The sequence below is a fragment of the Enterobacter sp. Crenshaw genome (assembly GCF_024734705.1).
Taxonomy (GTDB): domain Bacteria; phylum Pseudomonadota; class Gammaproteobacteria; order Enterobacterales; family Enterobacteriaceae; genus Enterobacter; species Enterobacter asburiae_B.
In genome coordinates this window covers 4560502-4585055 of record NZ_CP102932.1, presented here as the reverse complement: position 1 = coordinate 4585055, position 24554 = coordinate 4560502, and the positions used below count along the sequence as shown (strand labels likewise).

Sequence of the window (24554 nt, the reverse complement as noted above, 5' to 3'; positions counted from 1 at the left end):
AATAGCAAGGCGTCTTGCGATTGAGACTTACACGTCCCCTTCGTCTAGAGGCCCAGGACACCGCCCTTTCACGGCGGTAACAGGGGTTCGAATCCCCTAGGGGACGCCACTTGCTGGTTCGTGAGTGAAAGTCACCTGCCTCAGTATCTCAAAACTCATCTTCGGGTGACGTTTGAGATATTTGCTCTTTAAAAATCTGGATCAAGCTGAAAATTGAAACGACACATCTTTAATGGTGTGTTCGAGTCTCTCAAATTTTCGCAATCAGAAGTGAAACATCTTCGGGTTGTGAGGTTAAGCGACTAAGCGTACACGGTGGATGCCCTGGCAGTCAGAGGCGATGAAGGACGTGCTAATCTGCGAAAAGCGCCGGCGAGGTGATATGAACCTTTGACCCGGCGATGTCCGAATGGGGAAACCCAGTGCAATTCGTTGCACTATCGTTAACTGAATACATAGGTTAACGAGGCGAACCGGGGGAACTGAAACATCTAAGTACCCCGAGGAAAAGAAATCAACCGAGATTCCCCCAGTAGCGGCGAGCGAACGGGGAGCAGCCCAGAGTCTGAATCAGCTTGTGTGTTAGTGGAACGGTCTGGAAAGTCCGGCGATACAGGGTGACAGCCCCGTACACGAAAGCACACAGGCTGTGAACTCGAAGAGTAGGGCGGGACACGTGGTATCCTGTCTGAATATGGGGGGACCATCCTCCAAGGCTAAATACTCCTGACTGACCGATAGTGAACCAGTACCGTGAGGGAAAGGCGAAAAGAACCCCGGCGAGGGGAGTGAAAAAGAACCTGAAACCGTGTACGTACAAGCAGTGGGAGCACCTTCGTGGTGTGACTGCGTACCTTTTGTATAATGGGTCAGCGACTTATATTCTGTAGCAAGGTTAACCGTATAGGGGAGCCGAAGGGAAACCGAGTCTTAACTGGGCGTTAAGTTGCAGGGTATAGACCCGAAACCCGGTGATCTAGCCATGGGCAGGTTGAAGGTTGGGTAACACTAACTGGAGGACCGAACCGACTAATGTTGAAAAATTAGCGGATGACTTGTGGCTGGGGGTGAAAGGCCAATCAAACCGGGAGATAGCTGGTTCTCCCCGAAAGCTATTTAGGTAGCGCCTCGTGAACTCATCTTCGGGGGTAGAGCACTGTTTCGGCTAGGGGGCCATCCCGGCTTACCAACCCGATGCAAACTACGAATACCGAAGAATGTTATCACGGGAGACACACGGCGGGTGCTAACGTCCGTCGTGAAGAGGGAAACAACCCAGACCGCCAGCTAAGGTCCCAAAGTCATGGTTAAGTGGGAAACGATGTGGGAAGGCACAGACAGCCAGGATGTTGGCTTAGAAGCAGCCATCATTTAAAGAAAGCGTAATAGCTCACTGGTCGAGTCGGCCTGCGCGGAAGATGTAACGGGGCTAAACCATGCACCGAAGCTGCGGCAGCGACGCTTATGCGTTGTTGGGTAGGGGAGCGTTCTGTAAGCCGTTGAAGGTGTGCTGTGAGGCATGCTGGAGGTATCAGAAGTGCGAATGCTGACATAAGTAACGATAAAGCGGGTGAAAAGCCCGCTCGCCGGAAGACCAAGGGTTCCTGTCCAACGTTAATCGGGGCAGGGTGAGTCGACCCCTAAGGCGAGGCCGAAAGGCGTAGTCGATGGGAAACAGGTTAATATTCCTGTACTTGGTGTTACTGCGAAGGGGGGACGGAGAAGGCTATGTTAGCCGGGCGACGGTTGTCCCGGTTTAAGCATGTAGGCGGAGGTTCCAGGTAAATCCGGTACCTTATTAACGCTGAGGTGTGATGACGAGGCACTACGGTGCTGAAGTAACAAATGCCCTGCTTCCAGGAAAAGCCTCTAAGCATCAGGTAACACGAAATCGTACCCCAAACCGACACAGGTGGTCAGGTAGAGAATACCAAGGCGCTTGAGAGAACTCGGGTGAAGGAACTAGGCAAAATGGTGCCGTAACTTCGGGAGAAGGCACGCTGATATGTAGGTGAAGCCCCTGCGGGTGGAGCTGAAATCAGTCGAAGATACCAGCTGGCTGCAACTGTTTATTAAAAACACAGCACTGTGCAAACACGAAAGTGGACGTATACGGTGTGACGCCTGCCCGGTGCCGGAAGGTTAATTGATGGGGTTAGCGGCAACGCGAAGCTCTTGATCGAAGCCCCGGTAAACGGCGGCCGTAACTATAACGGTCCTAAGGTAGCGAAATTCCTTGTCGGGTAAGTTCCGACCTGCACGAATGGCGTAATGATGGCCAGGCTGTCTCCACCCGAGACTCAGTGAAATTGAACTCGCTGTGAAGATGCAGTGTACCCGCGGCAAGACGGAAAGACCCCGTGAACCTTTACTATAGCTTGACACTGAACACTGGTCCTTGATGTGTAGGATAGGTGGGAGGCTTTGAAGCGTGGACGCCAGTCTGCGTGGAGCCGACCTTGAAATACCACCCTTTAATGGCTGGTGTTCTAACGTAGACCCGTGATCCGGGTTGCGGACAGTGTCTGGTGGGTAGTTTGACTGGGGCGGTCTCCTCCCAAAGAGTAACGGAGGAGCACGAAGGTTAGCTAATCCTGGTCGGACATCAGGAGGTTAGTGCAATGGCATAAGCTAGCTTGACTGCGAGAGTGACGGCTCGAGCAGGTGCGAAAGCAGGTCATAGTGATCCGGTGGTTCTGAATGGAAGGGCCATCGCTCAACGGATAAAAGGTACTCCGGGGATAACAGGCTGATACCGCCCAAGAGTTCATATCGACGGCGGTGTTTGGCACCTCGATGTCGGCTCATCACATCCTGGGGCTGAAGTAGGTCCCAAGGGTATGGCTGTTCGCCATTTAAAGTGGTACGCGAGCTGGGTTTAGAACGTCGTGAGACAGTTCGGTCCCTATCTGCCGTGGGCGCTGGAGAATTGAGGGGGGCTGCTCCTAGTACGAGAGGACCGGAGTGGACGCATCACTGGTGTTCGGGTTGTCATGCCAATGGCACTGCCCGGTAGCTAAATGCGGAAAAGATAAGTGCTGAAAGCATCTAAGCACGAAACTTGCCCCGAGATGAGTTCTCCCTGACCCTTTAAGGGTCCTGAAGGAACGTTGAAGACTACGACGTTGATAGGTCGGGTGTGTAAGCGCAGCGATGCGTTGAGCTAACCGATACTAATGAACCGTGAGGCTTAACCTTACAACGCCGAAGCTGTTTCGGCGGATGAGACAGACACGATTTTCAGCCTGATACAGATTAACAGAATTTGCCTGGCGGCTTTAGCGCGGTGGTCCCACCTGACCCCATGCCGAACTCAGAAGTGAAACGCCGTAGCGCCGATGGTAGTGTGGGGTCTCCCCATGTGAGAGTAGGGAACTGCCAGGCATCAAATAAGTAGAGAGGCCATCCGAAAGGATGGCCTTTTTGCGTTTAAGCATCACAGAGATTTGTAGGCCGGATAAGGCAAAGCTGCCACCCGGCAAGTCAGATCGCACTCCACTCCACAATAAACTCCGCAATCCCATCCACATCATTTAAATCCAGCATCGGAACTTCAAGCGGCAATACAACATCACTGGCCACCGCAATCACATGCTCATCCAGCGTTAATTCGCTGAAATCATGCCCGGCATCGCTTCTGAACAGTAGGATCTTAGGCACGGCCTCATGCTTAAATCCCTCAACCAGCACCAGATCCAGCGTGGCGTGATCCATCCGGCTGACCAGATAAGCGAGATCCAGCGGTGCCTCATCCGGCGTTTCTGTCATCAGCGCCCAGCGTAGAGTACTTGCCACCATCGTTTGCGCTGCACCCGCTTTACGCAACGCATAGCTATCTTTGCCCGGTTTATCGACATCCATATTATGGTGGGTATGTTTAATCAATCCTGGACGGATACCTCTGGCACAAAGCGCAGGAATGAGCTTTTTCAGCAGAGTGGTTTTTCCGGTCCCACTCCAGGCAGAAATGGCGACAACAGGTATCATCTTTTCTCCTGCATCATCTGCAAATCTTCAGGCGTATTCACATTCACAAAAGCTGATTTTAAATCGCTAAAATCAACGGGATGACCACCAGACTCGCGCATAAAAGCCATCACCCTGCGCTCTCCCGCAGCCAGATAGGACTGCAGGGCTGGCGCCAGGGATCGGTGCATCAATGCGATAGCAGGATGATCACGCTCGCCGTCATGTACCCAAACCACAGGAGCCGTACCCCGAAGCAGCAACAAACGTTCGACAAGACAGGACGGAATAAACGGGGTATCGCAGGGACAGAAGATGAACCACTCTCCGTGAGACTGTTGCATGACCGAAAGCATCCCGGCCAGCGGTCCCGGGTAATACTCAAGGATATCCTGGTAAACGGCATACCCGCTGAGCTGGTAAGTGTCGATATGCCGGTTAGCACTGATGACCATTGTCGACACCTGGCCTGCGAGCGTATCAGCGACACATTGCCACAAGGGTTTGCCGTTCAGGCGTTGAAGCCCCTTATCTTTTCCCCCCATTCGCGTCGCTCTGCCACCTGCCAGAACGACCCCAATGATTTCCTGGCTAAGATTCACGAATATCGCCTCTTTTATTGTGGGATTGACCCTGCTAACGTGTCACTCTAAATGAAAGGAGCACCACCATGAAATGTAAACGTCTGAATGAAGTTATTGAACTCCTCCAGCCCGCCTGGCAAAAAGAGCCAGAGCTAAATCTGATGCAATTTTTACAGAAACTGGCGAAAGAGTCAGGTTTTGACGGCGATCTGGCAGACCTTTCTGACGACATCCTGATCTATCACCTTAAAATGCGTGACTCTGCCAAAGATGCTGTTATTCCTGGTATTCAGAAAGATTATGAGGAAGATTTTAAGACCGCATTACTGCGCGCCCGAGGCGTAATTAAAGAGTAAAAGCTTGTAAGCGGCGGCACCGAAATCGCCACAAGATGATATCCTGAATCATTCGTATAATTTCCGGATGATCGGATGAACGACCAGGCTTTTACTTTCCAGACATTACACCCGGACACCATTATGGATGCCCTGTTTGAACAGGGTATTCGGGTGGATTCCGGGCTAACACCGTTAAACAGCTACGAAAACCGCGTCTATCAGTTTCAGGATGAGGATCGTCAGCGCTTCGTCGTAAAATTCTATCGTCCTGAACGCTGGTCCGCAGAACAAATTCAGGAAGAGCATCAGTTTGCTCACGATCTGCTGGATGACGATGTTCCCGTTGCCGCGCCGCTAAAATTCAATAACCAAACGCTCCTCACGCACGAAGGGTTTTACTACGCTGTATTCCCGAGCCTGGGTGGCCGCCAGTTTGAAGCGGATAATATCGATCAGATGGAGTGGGTTGCCCGCTATCTTGGGCGCATACACCAGACGGGACGCAAAAAAGCCTTTACTGCCCGCCCGACTATCGGGATTCAGGAATACCTTCTTGAGCCGCGCGGAATATTCGAAACGTCTGCCATGATCCCCACTGCGTTAAAGGATGATTTCCTCAACGCCACCGATAAGCTCATTGCTGCTGTTAAAACCTGCTGGCGCGACGATATTTCTGTCCTGCGCCTGCATGGCGATTGTCATGCCGGAAATATCCTCTGGCGTGATGGCCCGCTTTTTGTCGATCTCGATGATGCGCGTATGGGGCCAGCGGTTCAGGACCTGTGGATGCTGCTCAATGGCGACAAAGCCGAGCAACGCATGCAGCTTGAAACCATTATTGAAGCTTATGAAGAATTTAGCCCGTTTAATTCAGACGAAATTGCCCTGATTGAGCCTTTACGTGCGATGCGTTTTGTTTATTATCTCGCATGGTTAATCAGGCGTTGGGACGATCCCGCATTTCCCCGGAATTTCCCGTGGCTTACCGGAGAGGATTACTGGCGTAGCCAGATATCTACATTTACTGAGCAGGTCAAGGTTCTTCAGGAACCCCCTCTGCAATTAACGCCGATGTATTAATTGGACACACCCAGGAGAGAGTTAATCATGAAAAAAATTTGGCTGGCGCTGGCAGGTATGATTCTGGCATTTAGCGCTTCTGCTGCGCAGTTTACCGACGGCAAACAGTTCATCACGCTGGACAAACCGGTCGCTGGCGAGCCACAGGTTCTGGAGTTCTTCTCGTTCTACTGCCCGCACTGCTATCAGTTCGAGCAGGTTCTGCATGTTTCTGACAACGTGAAGAAAAAGCTGCCAGAAGGCACCAAAATGACCAAGTACCACGTCGAGTTCCTGGGCCCATTGGGTAAAGACCTGACCCAGGCGTGGGCGGTTGCGATGGCACTGGGCGTGGAAGATAAGATCACTGCGCCAATGTTTGAAGCCGTACAGAAAACCCAGACCGTTCAGACCACTGCGGATATCCGTAAAGTGTTCGTTGATGCCGGCGTGAAAGGTGAAGAGTATGACGCAGCATGGAACAGCTTTGTGGTGAAATCTCTGGTTGCTCAGCAGGAAAAAGCGGCTGCTGACCTCCAGCTTCAGGGCGTTCCGGCGATGTTTGTTAACGGCAAATACCAGCTGAACATGCAGGGCATGGACACCAGCAGCATGGATATCTTCGTACAGCAGTATGCTGATACCGTGAAATACCTGGTTGAGAAGAAGTAATTTCGCGGATGTAAAAACGCCGGTCACTGACCGGCGTTTTTGTATGAAGATTTAATATTGTCTATCTGTTCGTCTTTCTCTTTCCAGAGCGTATTAAGCCACTGCTGGAAACGACGCTTGAAATTCTTATCGTTAACGTAATCACCGTGCAGCCCGGCATCTATCGGAACCAGATCGACACGCACAACAATGCGCGTCAGTTTGCCGCTGAGCATATCGTAGAACGGCGTCTTATTGTTTTCCGGATAGCAGAGTGTGACGTTCAGGAGTTTATCGAACTGTGATCCCAGCACGTTAAGCGCCATCGCAATACCCGCAGCCTTTGGCGGCAGCAAGTGCTGGTAAGGGGAGCGAGTTTGTTGATGCTTCTCTTCCGTAAACCGGGAGCCTTCAACAAAGTTCACGATGGTCGTAGGATGCGCGCGAAACTTTTCGCAGGAACGGCGCGTGGTATCCACATCTTTGCCGCGACGCTCGGGATGACGAATCAAATAGCTGCGCGAATAGCGTTTCATAAACGGCATATCAAGTGCCCAGCAGGCCAGCCCGATAAAAGGCACCCAGGCGAGCTGCTGTTTCAGAAAATATTTGTTCATCGGGATGTGTTTGCGAAAAAGTACGCATAACACCACGATGTCCGCCCAGCTGTGGTGATTGCAGATCAGCAGATACCAGTTCTTCTTGTTAAGACTCTCCAGCCCTTTGATATCCCACTTCAGATGCGAGTTCAGGCACAGCAGTATCGCCAGTCCTTCGCACCAGCAGTACATCATGAAGTTACAAAATGCGGACACGGCTCGCCACACCATGGGAACAGGCAGCAGCAGTTTAACGATCCCGGCGATGATGATCGGCACAGAGCAGGCGACAGTCACCAGGATAGTTAAAATGATGCTTAACAGTAATGTTATTGCTGCGAGCAATCTCGGCATGATGAGCTTTTTCAGGTAGTTAGCTGTAAGTGAGCGGTCGGCTATGCAACGCCGGGCGCTGATTTTACCAGAAAACAGACAAATTAATGGCGCTTTGACGTGATGATTTGGCCGCTTTTACCCTGTCGCAGACGATTTCTCTGTGATTGCGCGCTTAACAAGGCTTATATCCACATAGACTAAATTGCCATCAGTTGACCATATAGATAAGATCTAATGCTATAACAGCATGATAATTAAGATCTAAAAATTAACGCATATGTATTTTTTACGTCTGTTATTCATATGAAGTGAAAATATACACAAACTTATCCACAGTTTGATTTTTGCGAGTGATCATCACGATCGCAAAATCTTTTCCTGTATCTGGCGCTAATACCTGATGTTTTCATCCTTCTGTGGCATCCTTTACCCATAAATTGATTAAAGGCACGGACATTATGGTTCAGATCCCAGAAAACCCTCTTATTCTCGTCGATGGCTCTTCTTACCTGTATCGGGCATATCATGCGTTTCCTCCTCTGACCAATAGCGCAGGGGAACCCACCGGCGCAATGTACGGCGTGCTGAACATGCTGCGCAGCCTGATCCTTCAGTATCAGCCAACCCATGCGGCTGTGGTCTTTGATGCGAAAGGTAAAACTTTCCGCGACGAACTGTTTGAGCATTACAAATCTCACCGTCCGCCAATGCCTGACGATCTGCGCGCGCAGATTGAGCCGCTGCACACCATGGTAAAAGCGATGGGGCTGCCGCTGCTGGCCGTCTCTGGCGTTGAAGCTGATGACGTCATCGGCACGCTGGCGCGTGAAGCAGAAAAGATGGGGCGTCCTGTGCTGATCAGCACCGGTGATAAAGATATGGCGCAGCTGGTGACGCCAGGCATCACCCTGATTAACACCATGACCAACACCATTCTCGGGCCAGAAGAAGTGGTCGCAAAGTATGGCGTGCCGCCTGAGCTGATTATCGACTTCCTCGCGTTGATGGGCGACTCCTCGGATAACATCCCGGGTGTCCCTGGCGTCGGTGAAAAAACCGCGCAGGCGCTGCTTCAGGGGCTGGGTGGTCTGGATACGCTCTACGCGGAGTCAGACAAAATCGCCGGGCTCTCCTTCCGTGGCGCAAAAACCATGGCCGGAAAACTGGAAGAGAACAAAGAGGTGGCTTATCTCTCCTATAAGCTGGCCACAATCAAAACCGATGTCGAACTGGAGCTGGGCTGTGAGCAGCTTGAAGTGCAACAGCCTTCCGCTGACGATCTGCTGAGCCTGTTTAAGAAATACGAATTCAAGCGCTGGACCGCTGACGTGGAAGCCGGTAAATGGCTGCAGGCGAAAGGGGCCAAACCTGCTGCAAAGCCGAAGGAGACGATCGTCGTTGACGCAGAAGAGCAGGCGGAAGAAGAAGCCGTGGCGCTTTCCTTCGACAACTACGAAACCATTCTTGAAGAGTCACGGCTGATCGCCTGGATCGATAAGCTGAAAAAGGCGCCGGTCTTCGCCTTTGATACCGAAACCGACAGCCTCGATAACATCTCTGCCAATATGGTTGGCCTGTCATTTGCGACAGAGCCGGGTATTGCCGCCTACGTCCCTGTGGCGCACGATTACCTGGATGCGCCGGAGCAGATCTCCCGTGAACGCGTGCTTGAGCTGCTGAAGCCGATCCTGGAAGACGAAAAGGCGCTCAAGGTTGGACAAAACCTCAAGTACGACCGCGGTATTTTGCAAAACTACGGCATTGAACTGCGCGGGATTGCCTTCGACACCATGCTTGAATCCTACATTCTGGACAGCGTCGCGGGCCGCCATGATATGGATTCCTTATCTGACCGCTGGCTCAAGCACAAAACGATCACCTTTGAAGAGATTGCCGGTAAAGGGAAAAATCAGCTCACCTTTAACCAGATTGCTCTGGAAGAAGCGGGGCGCTACGCGGCGGAAGACGCAGATGTCACGCTACAGCTGCACCTGAAGATGTGGCCAAAACTGCAGAAGCATGAAGGTCCGCTGAACGTGTTCCAGCATATCGAGATGCCGCTAGTACCCGTTCTGTCCCGCATTGAACGCAACGGCGTGAAGATTGACCCAACGGTGCTGCATAACCACTCCGGGGAGCTGGCGCAGCGTCTGACCGAGCTCGAGCAAAAAGCGCATGAGCTTGCAGGCGAGCCGTTTAACCTCTCTTCGCCGAAGCAGCTGCAAACCATTCTGTTTGAAAAGCAGGGCATCAAGCCGCTGAAGAAAACTCCTGGCGGCGCGCCGTCAACCTCTGAAGAGGTGCTGGAAGAGCTGGCGCTGGATTACCCGCTGCCAAAAGTGATTCTTCAGTACCGTGGCCTCGCGAAGCTGAAGTCTACCTACACCGACAAGCTCCCGCTGATGATCAACCCGAAAACGGGTCGTGTGCACACGTCGTACCATCAGGCTGTCGCGGCGACCGGTCGTCTCTCATCAACCGATCCCAACCTGCAGAACATCCCGGTACGTAACGAAGAAGGCCGCCGTATTCGACAGGCTTTCATCGCACCAGAGGATTATCTGATTGTCTCTGCTGACTACTCGCAAATTGAGCTGCGCATTATGGCGCATCTGTCCCGCGACAAAGGCCTGCTGACCGCGTTTGCTGAAGGGAAGGATATCCACCGGGCAACTGCGGCGGAAGTCTTCGGCTTGCCGTTGGATAGCGTGACCAACGAGCAGCGCCGCAGTGCTAAGGCGATCAACTTCGGTCTGATTTACGGCATGAGTGCATTTGGTCTTTCGCGCCAGCTCAATATTCCGCGCAAAGAGTCGCAGAAGTATATGGATCTCTACTTCGAGCGTTATCCGGGCGTGCTGGAATACATGGAACGCACCCGCGCGCAGGCGAAGGAAAAAGGTTACGTCGAAACCCTGGATGGCCGCCGCCTCTACCTACCGGACATCAAATCCAGCAACGCGGCGCGTCGCGCTGGCGCAGAGCGTGCGGCGATCAACGCCCCGATGCAGGGTACTGCGGCGGACATTATTAAGCGTGCAATGATCGCCGTTGATGCCTGGCTGGAAAAAGAGAAGCCTCGCGTGAAGATGATCATGCAGGTACACGATGAACTGGTATTTGAAGTGCACAAAGACGACCTCGACGCCGTGTCGAAGAAGATCCACGAACTGATGGAAAGCAGCATGACGCTTGACGTGCCGTTGCTGGTGGAAGTGGGAAGTGGCGAAAACTGGGATCAGGCTCACTAAGGGTTCTTCGCATAACGCGCTTTTTATGTAAGTTTGCAACATAACAACGCGCGTTTTGTGACAATCATTAGAATTCCCTATGTAAAGAATGAAAAAAAACTACAAAAAGTGCTTTTTCTGCAGCACAAAAAGGGGTAGAGTTGTCGGCGTAGGGTACAGAGGTAAGATGTTCTATCTTTCAGACCTTTTACTTCACGTAATCGGATTTGGCTGAATATTTTAGCCGCCCCAGTCAGTAATGACTGGGGCGTTTTTTATTGCGTCAAAGAAAAATTCAGGCAAAAAAAACGCGGCTATCGCCGCGCTCGGTATTACTCTTCTTCCGCTTCCGTCGCGGGTTCCAGCTCGCTAAACCAGGTATCGAGCTTCTGACGCAGCTTGTCCACGCCCAGCTTTTTCAGCGAGGAGAACGGCTCAACCTGCACATCACCGTTGAATGCCAGCACCGCTTCGCGAACCATGTTCACCTGCGCTTTACGCGCGCCGCTCGCCAGCTTATCGGCTTTCGTCAGCAGCACCAGCACGGCGATATCGCTTGCTACAGCCCAGTCGATCATCTGCTGATCCAGATCTTTCAGGGGATGGCGAATATCCATCAGCACCACCAGACCTTTCAGGCACAGGCGTTTTTCCAGGTATTCACCCAGCGCACGCTGCCACTTGATTTTCATCTCTTCCGGTACCTGCGCGTAACCGTAGCCCGGTAAGTCGACCAGGCGTTTGCCCTCTGCGACTTCAAACAGGTTGATCAGCTGGGTACGGCCAGGTGTTTTTGAGGTGCGCGCCAGGCTCTTCTGATTGGTCAGCGTATTCAGGGCGCTGGATTTCCCCGCATTGGAGCGGCCAGCAAATGCCACTTCAATACCGGTATCAGAAGGAAGGTGGCGAATATCGGGCGCACTGGTGACAAAATGCGTCTGTTGGTAGTTCCAGGTAGTCACGTGGTCGTCTCCAAAATCGTAATCTGAAGGGGATTATACCCGAATGCAGCCAAAAGGCTTTTCTGATTGCTATGAGCTGTAGGCGAATGCCCCAACCGGTGTGAGAGATCGGCCAGTGATGCTATGGGAGATTTCAGAGAATTCGCAGGCGTCAAAAAAGCCAAACTGTTTTAAATCATAAGCTTATTTCCGGGTAATTGTCTGAAAAATCCTTTTTGTACCGTTTCGTTGCTTGTTAGTTTAACGGAACAAGGTAAAGTGTGCGTCAGGGCGAGGAAGCCAACAGGAAATCGACTTAAGGATTAGGGTCAGGAGCGCCAGGAGGCGAAGACGCAGGATTGTCAGGATGACCAACGCCTGGAGGCGTTTTAAAAGGAAATGGAACCGTATCACGGACGGTATTAGCCAAGGGATAAACAGGGTTTGTTGTTGGCAAACACGGAAAGTCTGACCCGCTAAGGGTTGTGAGTCAGGAAAAAAGGCGACAGATTGCTCTGTCGCCTTTTTTCTTTGCTTGCTTTCTGCTAGATTTCGCCGCAATTCTATACTGAAGAAAACGACTTAAAGATAAAACATCATGAAAAAACCAACCTCCGCTGCGGGCGCGAAACGCCCTGCAAAAGCACGCCGCAAAACGCGCGAAGAACTGAACCAGGAAGCGCGCGATCGCAAACGCGACAAAAAACATCGCGGTCACGCTGCGGGTAGCCGTGCCAACGGTGGTGGTGCAGCGGGTGCTTCTGCAAAAGGCAAACAGCAGAAAGACCCTCGTATCGGCAGTAAAACTCCCATTCCACTGGGCGTGACAGACACCCCGGTCACTAAGCAGCACAAACCAAAGAGCGAGAAACCTATGCTTTCACCGCAGGCTGAGCTGGATTTGCTGGAGAACGATGAGCGCCTGGACGCGCTGCTGGAACGTCTTGAAGAGGGTGAAACCCTGACCGCTGAAGAGCAGTCATGGGTGGATGCCAAACTGGATCGTATCGATGAACTGATGCAGAAGCTGGGCCTGTCATACGACGATGACGAAGATGAAGAAGAAGACGAGAAGCAGGAAGATATGATGCGTCTTCTGAAGGGTGGAAACTAACATTTGCACCCGGCAGGCACGATAGTCCTGCTTATAACCCTTCCGGTTATATGTTATCTGGTGTGGTTATTCGTTAAACTACGGCGGTTGTCGCGGCGACAGAAGTGGCTGCGCACCCGAATGATGGCCCGCGATGGGGCCAGAACGGGCCGCCGTATACGAACGCGACACCAACGGAAGGAGTGAGCATGTCAGCACCAACTATCGACTGGGATTTGGCCCTAATCCAGAAATATAACTATTCCGGGCCGCGTTATACGTCATACCCCACCGCGCTGGAGTTCTCCGATGCCTTCGGCGAGGCTGATTTCCAGCAGGCTGTCGCGCGCTATCCTGAGCGTCCGCTGTCGCTCTACGTCCATATTCCGTTCTGCCACAAGCTCTGCTACTTCTGCGGCTGCAATAAAATCGTTACCCGTCAGCAGCACAAAGCCGACCAATATCTTGATGCGCTTGAACAAGAAATTGTGCATCGCGCGCCGCTTTTTGCTGGCCGTCACGTCAGCCAGCTGCACTGGGGCGGCGGTACGCCAACCTATCTGAATAAAGCGCAAATCAGCCGCCTGATGACCCTGCTGCGCGGCAATTTCAGTTTTAACGCCGACGCTGAAATCTCGATCGAAGTCGATCCGCGTGAAATTGAGCTGGATGTACTGGATCACTTACGCGCCGAAGGCTTCAATCGTCTGAGTATGGGCGTGCAGGATTTCAATAAAGAGGTTCAGCGTCTGGTGAACCGCGAGCAGGACGAAGAATTTATCTTTGCCTTACTCAATCACGCGCGCGAGATTGGTTTCACCTCGACCAATATTGACCTGATTTACGGCCTGCCAAAGCAAACGCCGGAAAGCTTCGCCTTCACCCTGAAGCGCGTGGCCGAACTCAACCCGGACCGCCTGAGCGTCTTTAACTATGCGCATCTGCCGACGCTCTTTGCCGCTCAGCGAAAAATCAAAGATGCCGATCTTCCTTCTGCCCAGCAGAAGCTGGATATCCTGCAGGAAACCATTACCTCGCTGACCGAAACCGGCTATCAGTTTATCGGGATGGATCACTTTGCCCGTCCGGATGACGAGCTGGCGATTGCGCAGCGTGAAGGTGTTCTGCACCGTAACTTCCAGGGCTACACAACCCAGGGCGATACCGATTTGCTGGGGATGGGCGTCTCCGCTATCAGCATGATTGGCGACTGTTACGCGCAGAACCAGAAAGAGCTGAAGCTTTACTACCAGCAGGTTGATGAAATGGGCAACGCGCTGTGGCGCGGCATTGCGTTAACGCGCGACGACTGCATCCGACGCGATGTGATTAAGGCGCTAATCTGCAATTTCCGTCTCGATTTCAGCGACGTTGAGTCGCAGTGGGATCTGCACTTCAGCGATTATTTTGCGGAAGACCTGAAGCTGATTGCACCGCTGGCGAAAGACGGGCTGGTGGATGTGTCGGAGAGCGCGATTGAGGTCACGCCGAAAGGGCGTCTGTTGATCCGTAATATCTGCATGTGCTTTGACGCGTATCTACGTCAGAAAGCGCGACTGCAGCAGTTCTCGCGGGTGATTTAAGGCGCATTGCAAAATGCACAAAACGTAGGCCGGGTAAGGCGAAGCCGCCACCCGGCTTTTACGTTCAACTCGCTAGCTAAACAGCCCCACCAACGCCGCACACAACATGGCCGCAACGGCTGTCTGTGGCGTGTGGCTTTCAGCGGCTCCGCTAGAGAGCATATTCACGATTGTTTCCAGCATGATGTTCACCCCCAATTTCCGGGCACGATCATACAAAACTCATCGGAACAGTAAAGCGCAAAATAACGGCAATTTGCGCTCAATGAATAACCTTTACACAGCGGCGTGCGATCACTCCATTCCCAGCTCTTTAAGCTTGCGCGTCAGGGTATTACGTCCCCATCCCAGCAGGCGAGCGGCTTCCTGCTTATGGCCCTGCGTATGACGAAGCGCGGTGGTTAACAGCGTACGCTCCATCTCTGGCTGAGCTTCAGACAGCAGGTTTTGATGACCGGAACGCAGCGCGCGGTCGGCCCACTGCGCCAGCAGCGTCGCCCAGCTGTCCGGCAGCGCGTGCCCGGTACTGCTTTCAGGCGCGGTCGCTTCAAACAGCTCGGCCGGTAAATCCTGAATCAGCACTTCCTGCCCGGCGGCCATCACGGTTAACCAGCGGCAGGTATTTTCCAGCTGACGCACGTTGCCCGGCCACGCCAGACGCGTCAGAGCGGCATCGGTTTCCGGGTGAAGCTGCTTGGCTTCCACACCCAGCTCGCGGGCGGCCACCTGCAGGAAATGACGCGCCAGGCGGGGAATATCTTCCCGACGCTCACGCAGCGGCGGCAGATGAACGCGGATGACGTTCAGACGGTGGAATAAATCCTCACGGAATTTTCCTTCCTGCACGCGTTGCTCCAGGTTCTGGTGGGTCGCGGCGATAATACGCACGTCCACCTTCACTGGCGCATAGCCGCCCACGCGATAAAACTGCCCGTCGGCCAGCACGCGCAGCAGGCGTGTCTGGACATCCAGCGGCATATCGCCAATTTCATCCAGGAACAGCGTACCGCCGTCAGCCTGTTCAAACCGCCCCTGGCGAATGGTATTGGCGCCGGTAAATGCCCCTTTTTCATGGCCGAACAGTTCGGACTCAATCAAATCCTTCGGGATCGCCGCCATATTCAGGGCGATGAACGGCGCTTTTGCCCGCGGGCTGTGGCGGTGCAATGCATGCGCCACAAGCTCTTTACCGGTTCCCGACTCACCGTTAATCAATACGCTGATGGACGAGCGGGACAAACGACCGATAATGCGAAACACGTCCTGCATCGCCGGCGCTTCACCGATGATATCTGTCGTTGGCCCAAAATCGGGTGCGTGGCGCGGCTGTTGCTGCTCCTGATAATGGCTAATCGCGCGCTCAACCAGCGCCACCGCTTCGTCGATATCAAAGGGTTTGGGCAGGTAATCAAACGCCCCTTGCTGATAGGCGCTCACTGCGGCATCCAGATCGGAGTGCGCAGTCATTATGATGACCGGAAGCATAGGGTGGCGTTGTTTGATCTGCTTTAACAGCGCCAGCCCGTCCATGCCCGGCATACGAATATCCGAAAGCAGAACATCTGGCGTTTTGGTGGTGAGTGCGTCGAGCACTTCGCTGCCGCTCTCAAACGTCGTGCAGCTTAATCCTGCCCCAGTGAGCGCGCGTTCAAGCACCCAACGGATGGAGCTATCGTCATCGACTACCCAGACTATCCCTCGTTGCATAAACGTCACCTTTATTTTTTAATCGGCAGGAAAACCGAAAACTCGGTATGTCCCGGCCAACTGGTAAATTCAATTTTCCCGGAGTGTTGATCGATCAAACTGCGGGCAATGGATAAGCCCAGGCCGGTCCCGCCTTCGCGACCGCTTACCATCGGGTAGAACAGGGTGTCCTGCAAATGCGATGGAATGCCGGGCCCGTTATCCTCAACGTCGATACGGGCCGCCAGCCGGTAGCGCACGCCGTGTAACGTGAGCTGGAAGGCGGTGCGGGTGCGTAAAATAATCTCGCCGCCTCCAGGCCCAAGCGCCTGCAGGGCATTGCGCACAATATTCAACAGGACCTGCTCAATCTGGTCCGGGTCATGGGCCAGTTCCGGCAGGCTTGGATCGTAATCACGTACCAGCGTGACGTTCTCCGGCAGCTCCATTGAGACGAGCTTCACCACCCGCTCAGCCACTTTATGGATGCTTTCAGTAACGTGCATTCCCGGCTGCTGCGGGCCGAGAAGACGGTCTACCAGATTCCGCAGACGGTCCGCCTGCTCAATGATGACGTTGGTGTACTCCGCCAGCGCGGGATCGGGCAGCGCCTTGGTCAGAAGCTGCGCCGCGCCGCGTAATCCACCCAGCGGGTTTTTGATTTCATGCGCCAGACCGCGCACCAGGTCACGGGCGGCTATCTGCTGCGCGTGCTGAAGCTGCTCCTGGCTCAGTCGACGCTGATTATCCATCGGCGCCATTTCCAGCAGGATCAGGCCTTCGGGAAGACGTTGCGCGGTTAGCGACAGAATGTGCGAGCGCCCGTCGATCACCAGCGTCACTTCGTTATCGGTAAACCCCTGGCCGGCCTGCAAACTTTCCTGCATCAGGCCAATATTCAGTGAAAAATAGCTCAGGAGTTCAGGAAGCGGGGTGCCGAACAGTTTACGTGCGCTTTGGGCGAGCAGCTGCTGCGCGGCCGGGTTGGCGTAATGAACGGCCAGCTCGTCATCGACCAGCAATATGCTGTTAATCAAAGAATTGAGGATCTGCCCAGCATCGGGCAGCGTGCCAGTTGCCATTCAGCAGTCTCCTGGAGTCGTTTGCACTAATTTAGTGCAGTATAGCGTTTTCGGCGTAAAAAGCGCGTGAGATCAGGTTGTTGGTGGAGAAAAAAGCCCATCCGGAGATGGGCTAAAAGTTTCCACGGCAACTACCCCCGGCGCTTATCACGCCGGGTAAAACAACTTTAATTAAACGCTGTAGTACAGCTCGAACTCTACCGGGTGTGGCGTCATACGCACGCGGTCGTTCTCTTCCATACGCAGGGCGATGTAAGCATCGATAGCGTCGTCAGTGAATACGCCACCTGCAGTCAGGAACTCGCGGTCTGCGTCCAGCGCCTGCAGGGCTTCTTCCAGAGAGCCAGCAACCTGTGGGATCTCTTTCGCTTCTTCTGGCGGCAGGTCGTACAGGTTTTTGTCCATCGCTTCGCCCGGGTGGATCTTGTTCTTGATACCGTCCAGACCGGCCATCAGCAGTGCTGCGAAGCACAGGTATGGGTTAGCCGCTGGGTCCGGGAAGCGAACTTCGATACGACGTGCTTTAGGAGAAGCCACCACCGGAATACGGATAGAAGCAGAACGGTTACGTGCAGAGTAGGCCAGCATCACTGGCGCTTCGTAGCCCGGGACCAGACGCTTGTAGGAGTTCGTGGTTGGGTTCGCCAGGGCGTTGATCGCTTTAGCGTGTTTGATAACACCACCGATGTAATACAGCGCCTGCTCGGACAGACCGGCATATTTGTCGCCAGAGAACAGGTTGGTACCGTTCTTGGACAGAGACATGTGGCAGTGCATACCGGAACCGTTATCGCCAAACATTGGTTTTGGCATGAAGGTCGCGGTTTTACCGAAACGGTGCGCAACGTTGTGCACAACGTATTTGTAGATCTGAATTTCGTCCGCTTTTTTGGTCATGGTGTTGAAGCGGGTTGCCACTTCGTTCTGACCAGCAGTCGCCACTTCGTGGTGGTGAGCTTCAACAACCAGGCCCATCTCTTCCATCACCAGACACATAGTGGAACGAATGTCCTGTGCAGAGTCGACCGGAGGAACCGGGAAGTAACCGCCTTTCACGCCAGGACGGTGACCTTTGTTACCGCCTTCGTATTTGGTGGAGGAGTTCCATGCACCTTCGATGTCGTCGATAGCCACGTGGGAGCCAGAAATAGAGGCACCGAAACGGATGTCATCGAACAGGAAGAATTCTGGCTCTGGCCCGAACAGAACGGTGTCTGCGATGCCGGTAGAACGCAGGTACTCTTCAGCGCGTTTCGCGATAGAACGTGGGTCGCGGTCGTAGCCCTGCAGCGTGCCTGGCTCGAGGATGTCGCAACGGATGATCAGGGTTGGTTCTTCGAAGAACGGATCAATGACCGCAGTGGTCGCGTCTGGCATCAGAACCATGTCGGATTCGTTAATGCCTTTCCAGCCACCAATGGAGGAGCCGTCAAACATTTTGCCTTCTTCAAAGAATTCGGCGTTCACCTGATGAGCAGGGATTGTGACGTGCTGTTCTTTACCTTTGGTATCGGTGAAGCGCAGATCAACAAACTTCACTTCATGTTCGTTCAGCATCGTCAAAACGTGTTCAGCGGACATACTTAACTCTCCAGATTGGTCATTGTCGTCGTGGTAACGAGGTCTTCAATTTCTGTTTGTACTGGCTGGTGCCATGTATTTTTTATAAAGCGAAATCTGTGCCAACTTTTAAATCACCCCAAAAAGGCGTTATCATGCGCACCATAGTGCAAAAGGGCTGCACCACAATGGATTTGTTGCACCAGTATAGTGCTTCAATGTGAACATTGAGCACCATATTGGTGCAATTTACGTTAAAGTGCCCTTTTACCGCTCCGTGAAAGCGATCACAAAGCATCTCTGCAATACTTGTTTGCGGGGGATGTTTGTGATCCTGTTTTGTAGTGCGATTAATCCGTGTACAATAACGCGCTATTTCTAAATGCCTGAGGCAAAGTTGTGATCGAAAATTTGCGTAACATCGCCATCATCGCGCACGTTGACCATGGTAAAACTACCCTGGTCGACAAGCTGCTGCAGCAATCCGGTACGTTTGATGCGCGTGCCGAAACCCAAGAACGCGTGATGGACTCCAACGATTTGGAGAAAGAGCGTGGGATTACCATCCTCGCGAAAAACACCGCGATTAAATGGAATGACTACCGTATCAACATCGTTGATACCCCAGGGCACGCCGACTTCGGTGGTGAAGTTGAACGTGTAATGTCCATGGTAGACTCCGTTCTGCTGGTCGTTGACGCAATGGATGGCCCAATGCCACAGACGCGCTTCGTGACCAAAAAAGCTTTTGCCCATGGTCTGAAGCCAATCGTTGTTATCAACAAAGTTGACCGCCCTGGCGCGCGTCCTGACTGGGTTGTTGACCAGGTCTTCGACCTGTTCGTTAACCTCGACGCGACCGACGAGCAGCTGGACTTCCCTATCGTTTACGCCTCTGCGCTGAACGGTATCGCAGGTCTGGACCACGAAGACATGGCTGAAGACATGACCCCGCTGTATCAGGCGATTGTTGACCGTGTTCCTGCACCAAACGTCGATCTCGACGGCACCCTGCAGATGCAGATCTCTCAGCTCGACTACAACAACTACGTTGGCGTAATCGGCATTGGTCGTATCAAGCGCGGTAAAGTGAAGCCTAACCAGCAGGTTACTATCATCGATAGCGAAGGCAAAACCCGTAACGGTAAAGTCGGTAAAGTACTGACTCACCTGGGTCTTGAGCGTATCGAGAGTGACGTTGCGGAAGCGGGCGACATCATCGCTATCACCGGTCTGGGTGAACTGAACATCTCCGACACCATCTGCGATCCGCAGAACGTCGAAGCGCTGCCAGCCCTGTCCGTTGATGAACCAACCGTATCCATGTTCTTCAACGTCAACACCTCTCCGTTCTGTGGTAAAGAAGGTAAATTCGTTACCTCTCGTCAGATCCTTGACCGCCTGAACAAAGAGCTGGTGCACAACGTTGCGCTGCGCGTTGAAGAAACCCAGGATGCTGATGCATTCCGCGTTTCTGGTCGTGGTGAGCTGCACCTGTCTGTTCTGATCGAAAACATGCGTCGTGAAGGTTTCGAAATGGCGGTTTCCCGTCCGAAAGTAATCTTCCGCGAAATCGACGGCCGTAAACAAGAGCCGTTCGAAAACGTAACGCTGGACGTTGAAGAGCAGCACCAGGGTTCTGTGATGCAGGCTCTGGGTGAGCGTAAAGGCGACCTGAAAAACATGAATCCAGATGGCAAAGGCCGCGTACGTCTCGACTACGTGATCCCAAGCCGTGGTCTGATCGGCTTCCGTTCAGAGTTCATGACCATGACCTCCGGTACCGGTCTGCTGTACTCCACCTTCAGCCACTACGACGACGTTCGTCCGGGCGAAGTGGGCCAGCGTAACAACGGCGTGCTGATCTCCAACGGTCAGGGTAAAGCGGTTGCGTTTGCGCTGTTCGGTCTGCAGGATCGCGGCAAGCTGTTCCTGGGTCACGGTGCTGAAGTTTACGAAGGCCAGATCATCGGTATTCACAGTCGTTCTAACGACCTGACCGTAAACTGCCTGACCGGTAAGAAACTGACCAACATGCGTGCGTCCGGTACTGACGAAGCAACGGTTCTGGTTCCACCGATCAAGATGACTCTGGAGCAGGCTCTGGAATTCATCGATGATGACGAACTGGTAGAAGTGACTCCACAGTCAATTCGTATCCGTAAACGTCACCTGACCGAGAACGATCGTAAACGTGCTATGCGCGGTGCGAAAGAAGAGTAATACGGTCAATCCGTAGGCCGGGTAAGCGTGAGCGCCACCCGGCAACTAAAAAGCCGCTGATCTCTCAGCGGCTTTTTTATTGTTATTTGAAGCTGTATTTCACCCCCAGCATCCCCTGGGTATCGCTGTAGCCTGTGTCGCCTATCTGCTGAGCCACATTGCCCCAAACGCTAAGCTGCGGCGTAATCTGCCCCTCTACGCCCGTCTTTAACTCGCCGATATTGCGAGCACCGCGCAGTTCATTGCTGACGTCATCCATGCGGATGCGCGTGGTCTGGGTATTGTGGATCCAGTTCGCCTCGATAAACGGCTGGAAGGTACGGGATTTACCGTCGTCAATCGCGTTATGTCCGCTGATATAGGCCTTCACGCCGAGACGTGTCATCAGGTTCCCCTGAGTCTCGTCTTTCACCCGCGTGCCGTTGCGTTCGCGATGGTCATCAGCCTGTACGTCCATCCAAACGGCCTGCGCTTTCGGCTGGATCCAGTAGCTGTTGCGGCCGCTTTCGCCCACCTTAACGCTATAGCCAGCTTCTACAGAGGCGGTTACGCCGCTGGAGCGATAATTCTCAGTCGCCTGATCCTGCCCCATCACCTTATTGTCGAACCAGTTATACAGCATCCAGCTATCAACGTAGGTTCCACTTTTATCCGCGTCGTTTGCGTACCAGGTACCGTACAGACCGACGCTATAGCCATTCACTTCGCCACGCGAGTGGTATCCGGTCAGACTGGAAATGCTCCGGCTCTGACTGTTGCCGTAGCCCGCCATCAGGCCGAGATGCCACCGATCCAGGCCGTCGGTGCTCCACTGGGCGACATCACCACCCAGCTGCAGCACGTAGCGGTTGGCGGTCGTTTTTAACTGGCCGCTGCCGTCTCTGAAACGCGTATGGCCACCGACGTTACGCATCCACAGGCTCGTCACTTTTTGCTCGCCGGTGAGCAGGTCGGTGTACTGCGTTTCACCCAGACGGTCGTGCAGGCGGGTCATAAACAGCGTATTTGCCGCATAGCTGTTCGCCTGATAGCTACCAAATTCAGGGCGATACTGATGCTCGCTTTTCGGTGGTGCAGCAGGGGGGACCGGTTCCTGCGGCGGAATCACCGGGTCGACGGGCGGGTCCACAGGGTCAACAGGTGGGTCTACCGGGTCGACCGGCGGGTCAACGGGCTCAACCAGGCTGGTCAGAAACCAGTTTTTACCTTTTTGCACAACGTTATAGTCATAACCCCCCGCCACGATACGGCTGGCCTTCTCAAACGTCCCGTCAGAGTTGCCGCCAACGCTGACGATTTCTATCCCTTCAATGGTTTGTGCGCCAGTACCGCCAATGTTGTTCACTTCCACCCCGGTATGGCCGGAGGTGTTGCCTTCAACGATCAGTTTGTCCGTTTCCGATGTGTCGTCAAACAGCACGGTATTGAAAACCAGCTTGCCGCCGTTGCCGATAAAATCGTCACTGATGGTCAGGGTTTGCCACGCCGCATCATCAGCATGCTGGAAATTAATCGTACCGCCCGCATTCAGCGTCAGGCTGGTCAGCGTGGAGCTGTCGCGCATATTCCACACGGCATCATTCATCGTAAGCGCGATAGTCCCGGTACCGTTGGCGTTGCTCTCAATGTAAGACGCCCCGTTCCAGAGAGAGTTGTCCTGCATGGTGAGCGCGATCGCGCTGTTTTGCGCTGCGGCAGTGCTGGTGGCCGCGACGCCGCCAGCGGAGAGGATGTCACCGTTGAGGGTGAATTTTCCGCCCGCGGAGGCATCAATCACGCCACCGTTGCTGGCGTTCAGGGCATAGCTACCGCTGTCGCGCTGGCCTGCGGTGGTAATGGTTGCGCCACCCCCGAGCGTTATCACGCCGCGTGACCAGGCATACATCCCGTGCGGCGCTTGCGCGGAGCTGCTGGTTTTCTCGCTGCTGTTGACCGCAATGGTGACGTTATCACCAAGATTCACCGCGCCTGTGTACGCATAGACGCCATGCGCACTGGCACCGTTGGTGGTGATGGTCGCGCCTTCATCAAGGGTGATGGTTGACGAGCCGGTAGAATACACCCCGGAGGCGCTGGCCGCGTCGGTGGTAATCGTCGCGTTTTTTCCCAGCTCAATTTTGGATGCAGAGCCCGCATACAGGCCGTAGGCCGATGTGCCGTACGTTTCGATGGTGGCCTCACTCCCCAGACGAACATAAGAGCCGCTCTGGTTGGTACGAATCCCCTCGGCGTAGGTACCACGCGTCACAATATGCGCACGATCGCCGACGATAACGTTATTTTGGGCCTTTGAAGCATCATTCAATGCATAGGCGCTAATGCCGCGACCGGTACTGCCGATGGTTTCAATATAGAGATCGTCACCCACATAAATATTGGCGGAGCCAAGAGAGCCCTGGCTGAAGGAGCTGTACCCGGCATTGATGCCGTCACCGCTTTGGCCATTAACGTAAATGTGGGTGCGGTCTCCGGTAATAATAAACACCGGGTTGTCCGGCGTGTTCATACCATGGGTACGAATGCCGTCGACGTCTTTACCATTATTGGCAGCCACTTTTGACTGGGTGCGAATAGTCAGATCGTCACCAAATATTACCCCCGGGCTGCCGGACGTGGAGTTCTGAATAACGGTGACTGAATGCTCAAAGGCTTCCGCCCCCGGTCCTTCGAGGGTGATCCCATCTCCGTAGATCGGGATATTACCCGGGCTGTACTGGTAGACATAGTTAGGATCGCCGGTATTTTTGCTAAAGTTCGCGTTTGCCGTTGCAGGAATTAGCGCCTGTATTTCTGCAGGCAACTCCGTTACTGCTCCGGAGGCAGGTAAATTAGCAAAATCTATTACCGCTGCATGCGCGGTAAATAACGCTGACGATAACGCCAGTGAAATCGCAACTGCGACAGGTGAGTGTTTCATTAAATATGGCATGACTGCCCCCTTTCTTTCAGGCGTAGAACATCCTCCACGCGATTAATTGTGGGTATGCTAAGAGGTTGAAATTACAAAATAGAAACGAGAATTTTATGAATGCTGGTACCTAACTTCCTCTCAAGTCGTATTTTATGAACATAAATTTTTTTAACATCAATGCTGTCTGTTTTTATAATCTCCTGGAGGCATGCTCCTGATAAAAACCTGTTAAGCAAAGTAAATTCGACAGCATTCAACTTACTTCCACGTCTGCTATTTACCCGTCTTCCGGAAAAAAGGTGGTTGATTTTATCCTGCAATATAACGTCATTATCGTCTGAATAAATAACTCCCTTTATTTCACTGTGGTGAGTGAGTAAGTAATTAGCCAATGCCTCTAGTTTACGGTCCGAGATTATAACGATGTTCATGTTAGTTATCGCCAGGCGTTCAATCCATTGCGGATCGGCCAGTACGCGCAGGTTGTACATCGAAAAGTCTACAAAAATAAACCCTCGTGACAGGTGATTCTTGTTCCTGCGTAATATTTTATTTACAACTGCAATCTGCAGGAAATGATTACCAACCGGCCAAACTGCGAACGAGGCATTACCACAATATTGTGATCGTACTGCGTTATCTGGAAATAACTGACAGGACAATTCACAGCTTATACAGCGGGCAACTGTTTTCGACGATGTTATCATCCAGT

Annotated in this window: 17 protein-coding genes, 1 tRNA gene and 2 rRNA genes; 10 read left to right on the top strand and 10 right to left on the bottom strand. The window is 53.1% G+C overall.

What is annotated here, in order from left to right:
* Positions 1-33 precede the first annotated feature (33 nt).
* From NWV12_RS21850 to rrf, 3 genes are all read left to right on the top strand, one after another.
* A tRNA-Glu gene (locus NWV12_RS21850) sits at positions 34-109 on the top strand.
* A 183-nt stretch (positions 110-292) separates the two neighbouring features.
* Positions 293-3198 (top strand): 23S ribosomal RNA (locus NWV12_RS21845).
* Between the two features lie 70 nt (positions 3199-3268).
* Positions 3269-3384, top strand: a 5S ribosomal RNA gene (gene rrf, locus NWV12_RS21840).
* A gap of 99 nt (positions 3385-3483) precedes the next feature.
* On the opposite strand, the gene mobB is transcribed toward rrf, so the two are convergent.
* Together mobB and mobA are read right to left on the bottom strand one after the other, a co-directional pair.
* Positions 3484-3987, bottom strand: a complete 504-nt coding sequence (gene mobB / locus NWV12_RS21835; protein WP_048981042.1) for a molybdopterin-guanine dinucleotide biosynthesis protein MobB — start codon at positions 3985-3987, stop codon at positions 3484-3486.
* Positions 3984-4568 carry a molybdenum cofactor guanylyltransferase MobA gene (gene mobA / locus NWV12_RS21830; RefSeq protein WP_048981040.1) on the bottom strand — a complete coding sequence of 195 codons (585 nt, stop codon included), beginning with the start codon at positions 4566-4568 and terminating at the stop codon, positions 3984-3986. The genes mobB and mobA overlap by 4 nt, the downstream gene beginning before the upstream one ends.
* 68 nt (positions 4569-4636) lie before the next feature.
* Here mobA and NWV12_RS21825 point away from each other — a divergent pair, with 68 nt between their 5' ends.
* From NWV12_RS21825 to dsbA, 3 genes are all read left to right on the top strand, one after another.
* Entirely contained in the window at positions 4637-4906 is a 270-nt protein-coding gene (locus NWV12_RS21825; protein ID WP_008501866.1) for a YihD family protein, read from the top strand.
* A 75-nt stretch (positions 4907-4981) separates the two neighbouring features.
* Entirely contained in the window at positions 4982-5968 is a 987-nt protein-coding gene (locus NWV12_RS21820; RefSeq protein ID WP_048975668.1) for a serine/threonine protein kinase, read from the top strand.
* 27 nt (positions 5969-5995) lie between these two features.
* Positions 5996-6619, top strand: coding sequence for a thiol:disulfide interchange protein DsbA (gene dsbA, locus NWV12_RS21815; RefSeq protein ID WP_033146975.1), 624 nt, complete (start codon positions 5996-5998; stop codon positions 6617-6619).
* Positions 6620-6642: 23 nt separating this feature from the next.
* On the opposite strand, the gene NWV12_RS21810 is transcribed toward dsbA, so the two are convergent.
* A complete protein-coding gene (locus NWV12_RS21810; RefSeq protein WP_048981039.1) occupies positions 6643-7551 on the bottom strand; it encodes an acyltransferase in 909 nt (302 codons plus the stop codon).
* 440 nt (positions 7552-7991) lie between these two features.
* Between NWV12_RS21810 and polA the strand changes: the two genes are divergently transcribed.
* Positions 7992-10784: a DNA polymerase I gene (gene polA, locus NWV12_RS21805; RefSeq protein WP_048981038.1), complete on the top strand. Its 2793-nt coding sequence runs from the start codon at positions 7992-7994 to the stop codon at positions 10782-10784.
* A 311-nt stretch (positions 10785-11095) separates the two neighbouring features.
* On the opposite strand, the gene yihA is transcribed toward polA, so the two are convergent.
* Positions 11096-11725, bottom strand: a complete 630-nt coding sequence (yihA, locus tag NWV12_RS21800; RefSeq protein ID WP_029741470.1) for a ribosome biogenesis GTP-binding protein YihA/YsxC — start codon at positions 11723-11725, stop codon at positions 11096-11098.
* Positions 11726-12302: 577 nt separating this feature from the next.
* Here yihA and yihI point away from each other — a divergent pair.
* Both yihI and hemN read left to right on the top strand, forming a co-directional pair.
* Entirely contained in the window at positions 12303-12818 is a 516-nt protein-coding gene (yihI, locus tag NWV12_RS21795) for a Der GTPase-activating protein YihI (protein WP_032644299.1), read from the top strand.
* Between the two features lie 188 nt (positions 12819-13006).
* Positions 13007-14380: an oxygen-independent coproporphyrinogen III oxidase gene (gene hemN / locus NWV12_RS21790; RefSeq protein WP_048981036.1), complete on the top strand. Its 1374-nt coding sequence runs from the start codon at positions 13007-13009 to the stop codon at positions 14378-14380.
* Positions 14381-14452: 72 nt separating this feature from the next.
* Here hemN and NWV12_RS21785 read toward each other — a convergent pair whose 3' ends face one another.
* From NWV12_RS21785 to glnA, 4 genes are all read right to left on the bottom strand, one after another.
* On the bottom strand, positions 14453-14563 hold the full coding sequence (locus NWV12_RS21785; protein ID WP_023333898.1) for a YshB family small membrane protein: 111 nt from the start codon (positions 14561-14563) through the stop codon (positions 14453-14455).
* A gap of 111 nt (positions 14564-14674) precedes the next feature.
* A complete protein-coding gene (glnG, locus tag NWV12_RS21780; protein ID WP_023309765.1) occupies positions 14675-16087 on the bottom strand; it encodes a nitrogen regulation protein NR(I) in 1413 nt (470 codons plus the stop codon).
* Positions 16088-16098: 11 nt separating this feature from the next.
* Positions 16099-17148 carry a nitrogen regulation protein NR(II) gene (glnL, locus tag NWV12_RS21775; protein ID WP_048981034.1) on the bottom strand — a complete coding sequence of 350 codons (1050 nt, stop codon included), beginning with the start codon at positions 17146-17148 and terminating at the stop codon, positions 16099-16101.
* A 171-nt stretch (positions 17149-17319) separates the two neighbouring features.
* A complete protein-coding gene (gene glnA / locus NWV12_RS21770; protein WP_023309763.1) occupies positions 17320-18729 on the bottom strand; it encodes a glutamate--ammonia ligase in 1410 nt (469 codons plus the stop codon).
* A 378-nt stretch (positions 18730-19107) separates the two neighbouring features.
* Here glnA and typA point away from each other — a divergent pair, with 378 nt between their 5' ends.
* Entirely contained in the window at positions 19108-20931 is a 1824-nt protein-coding gene (gene typA, locus NWV12_RS21765) for a ribosome-dependent GTPase TypA (protein ID WP_023333895.1), read from the top strand.
* A gap of 82 nt (positions 20932-21013) precedes the next feature.
* On the opposite strand, the gene NWV12_RS21760 is transcribed toward typA, so the two are convergent.
* Positions 21014-23860 (bottom strand): intestinal colonization autotransporter adhesin MisL, encoded by a 2847-nt coding sequence (locus NWV12_RS21760; protein WP_048981032.1) that lies wholly within the window; start codon positions 23858-23860, stop codon positions 21014-21016.
* A 71-nt stretch (positions 23861-23931) separates the two neighbouring features.
* Positions 23932-24549, bottom strand: coding sequence for a transcriptional regulator (locus NWV12_RS21755; protein WP_033146969.1), 618 nt, complete (start codon positions 24547-24549; stop codon positions 23932-23934).
* Between the last annotated feature and the right edge of the window lie 5 nt (positions 24550-24554).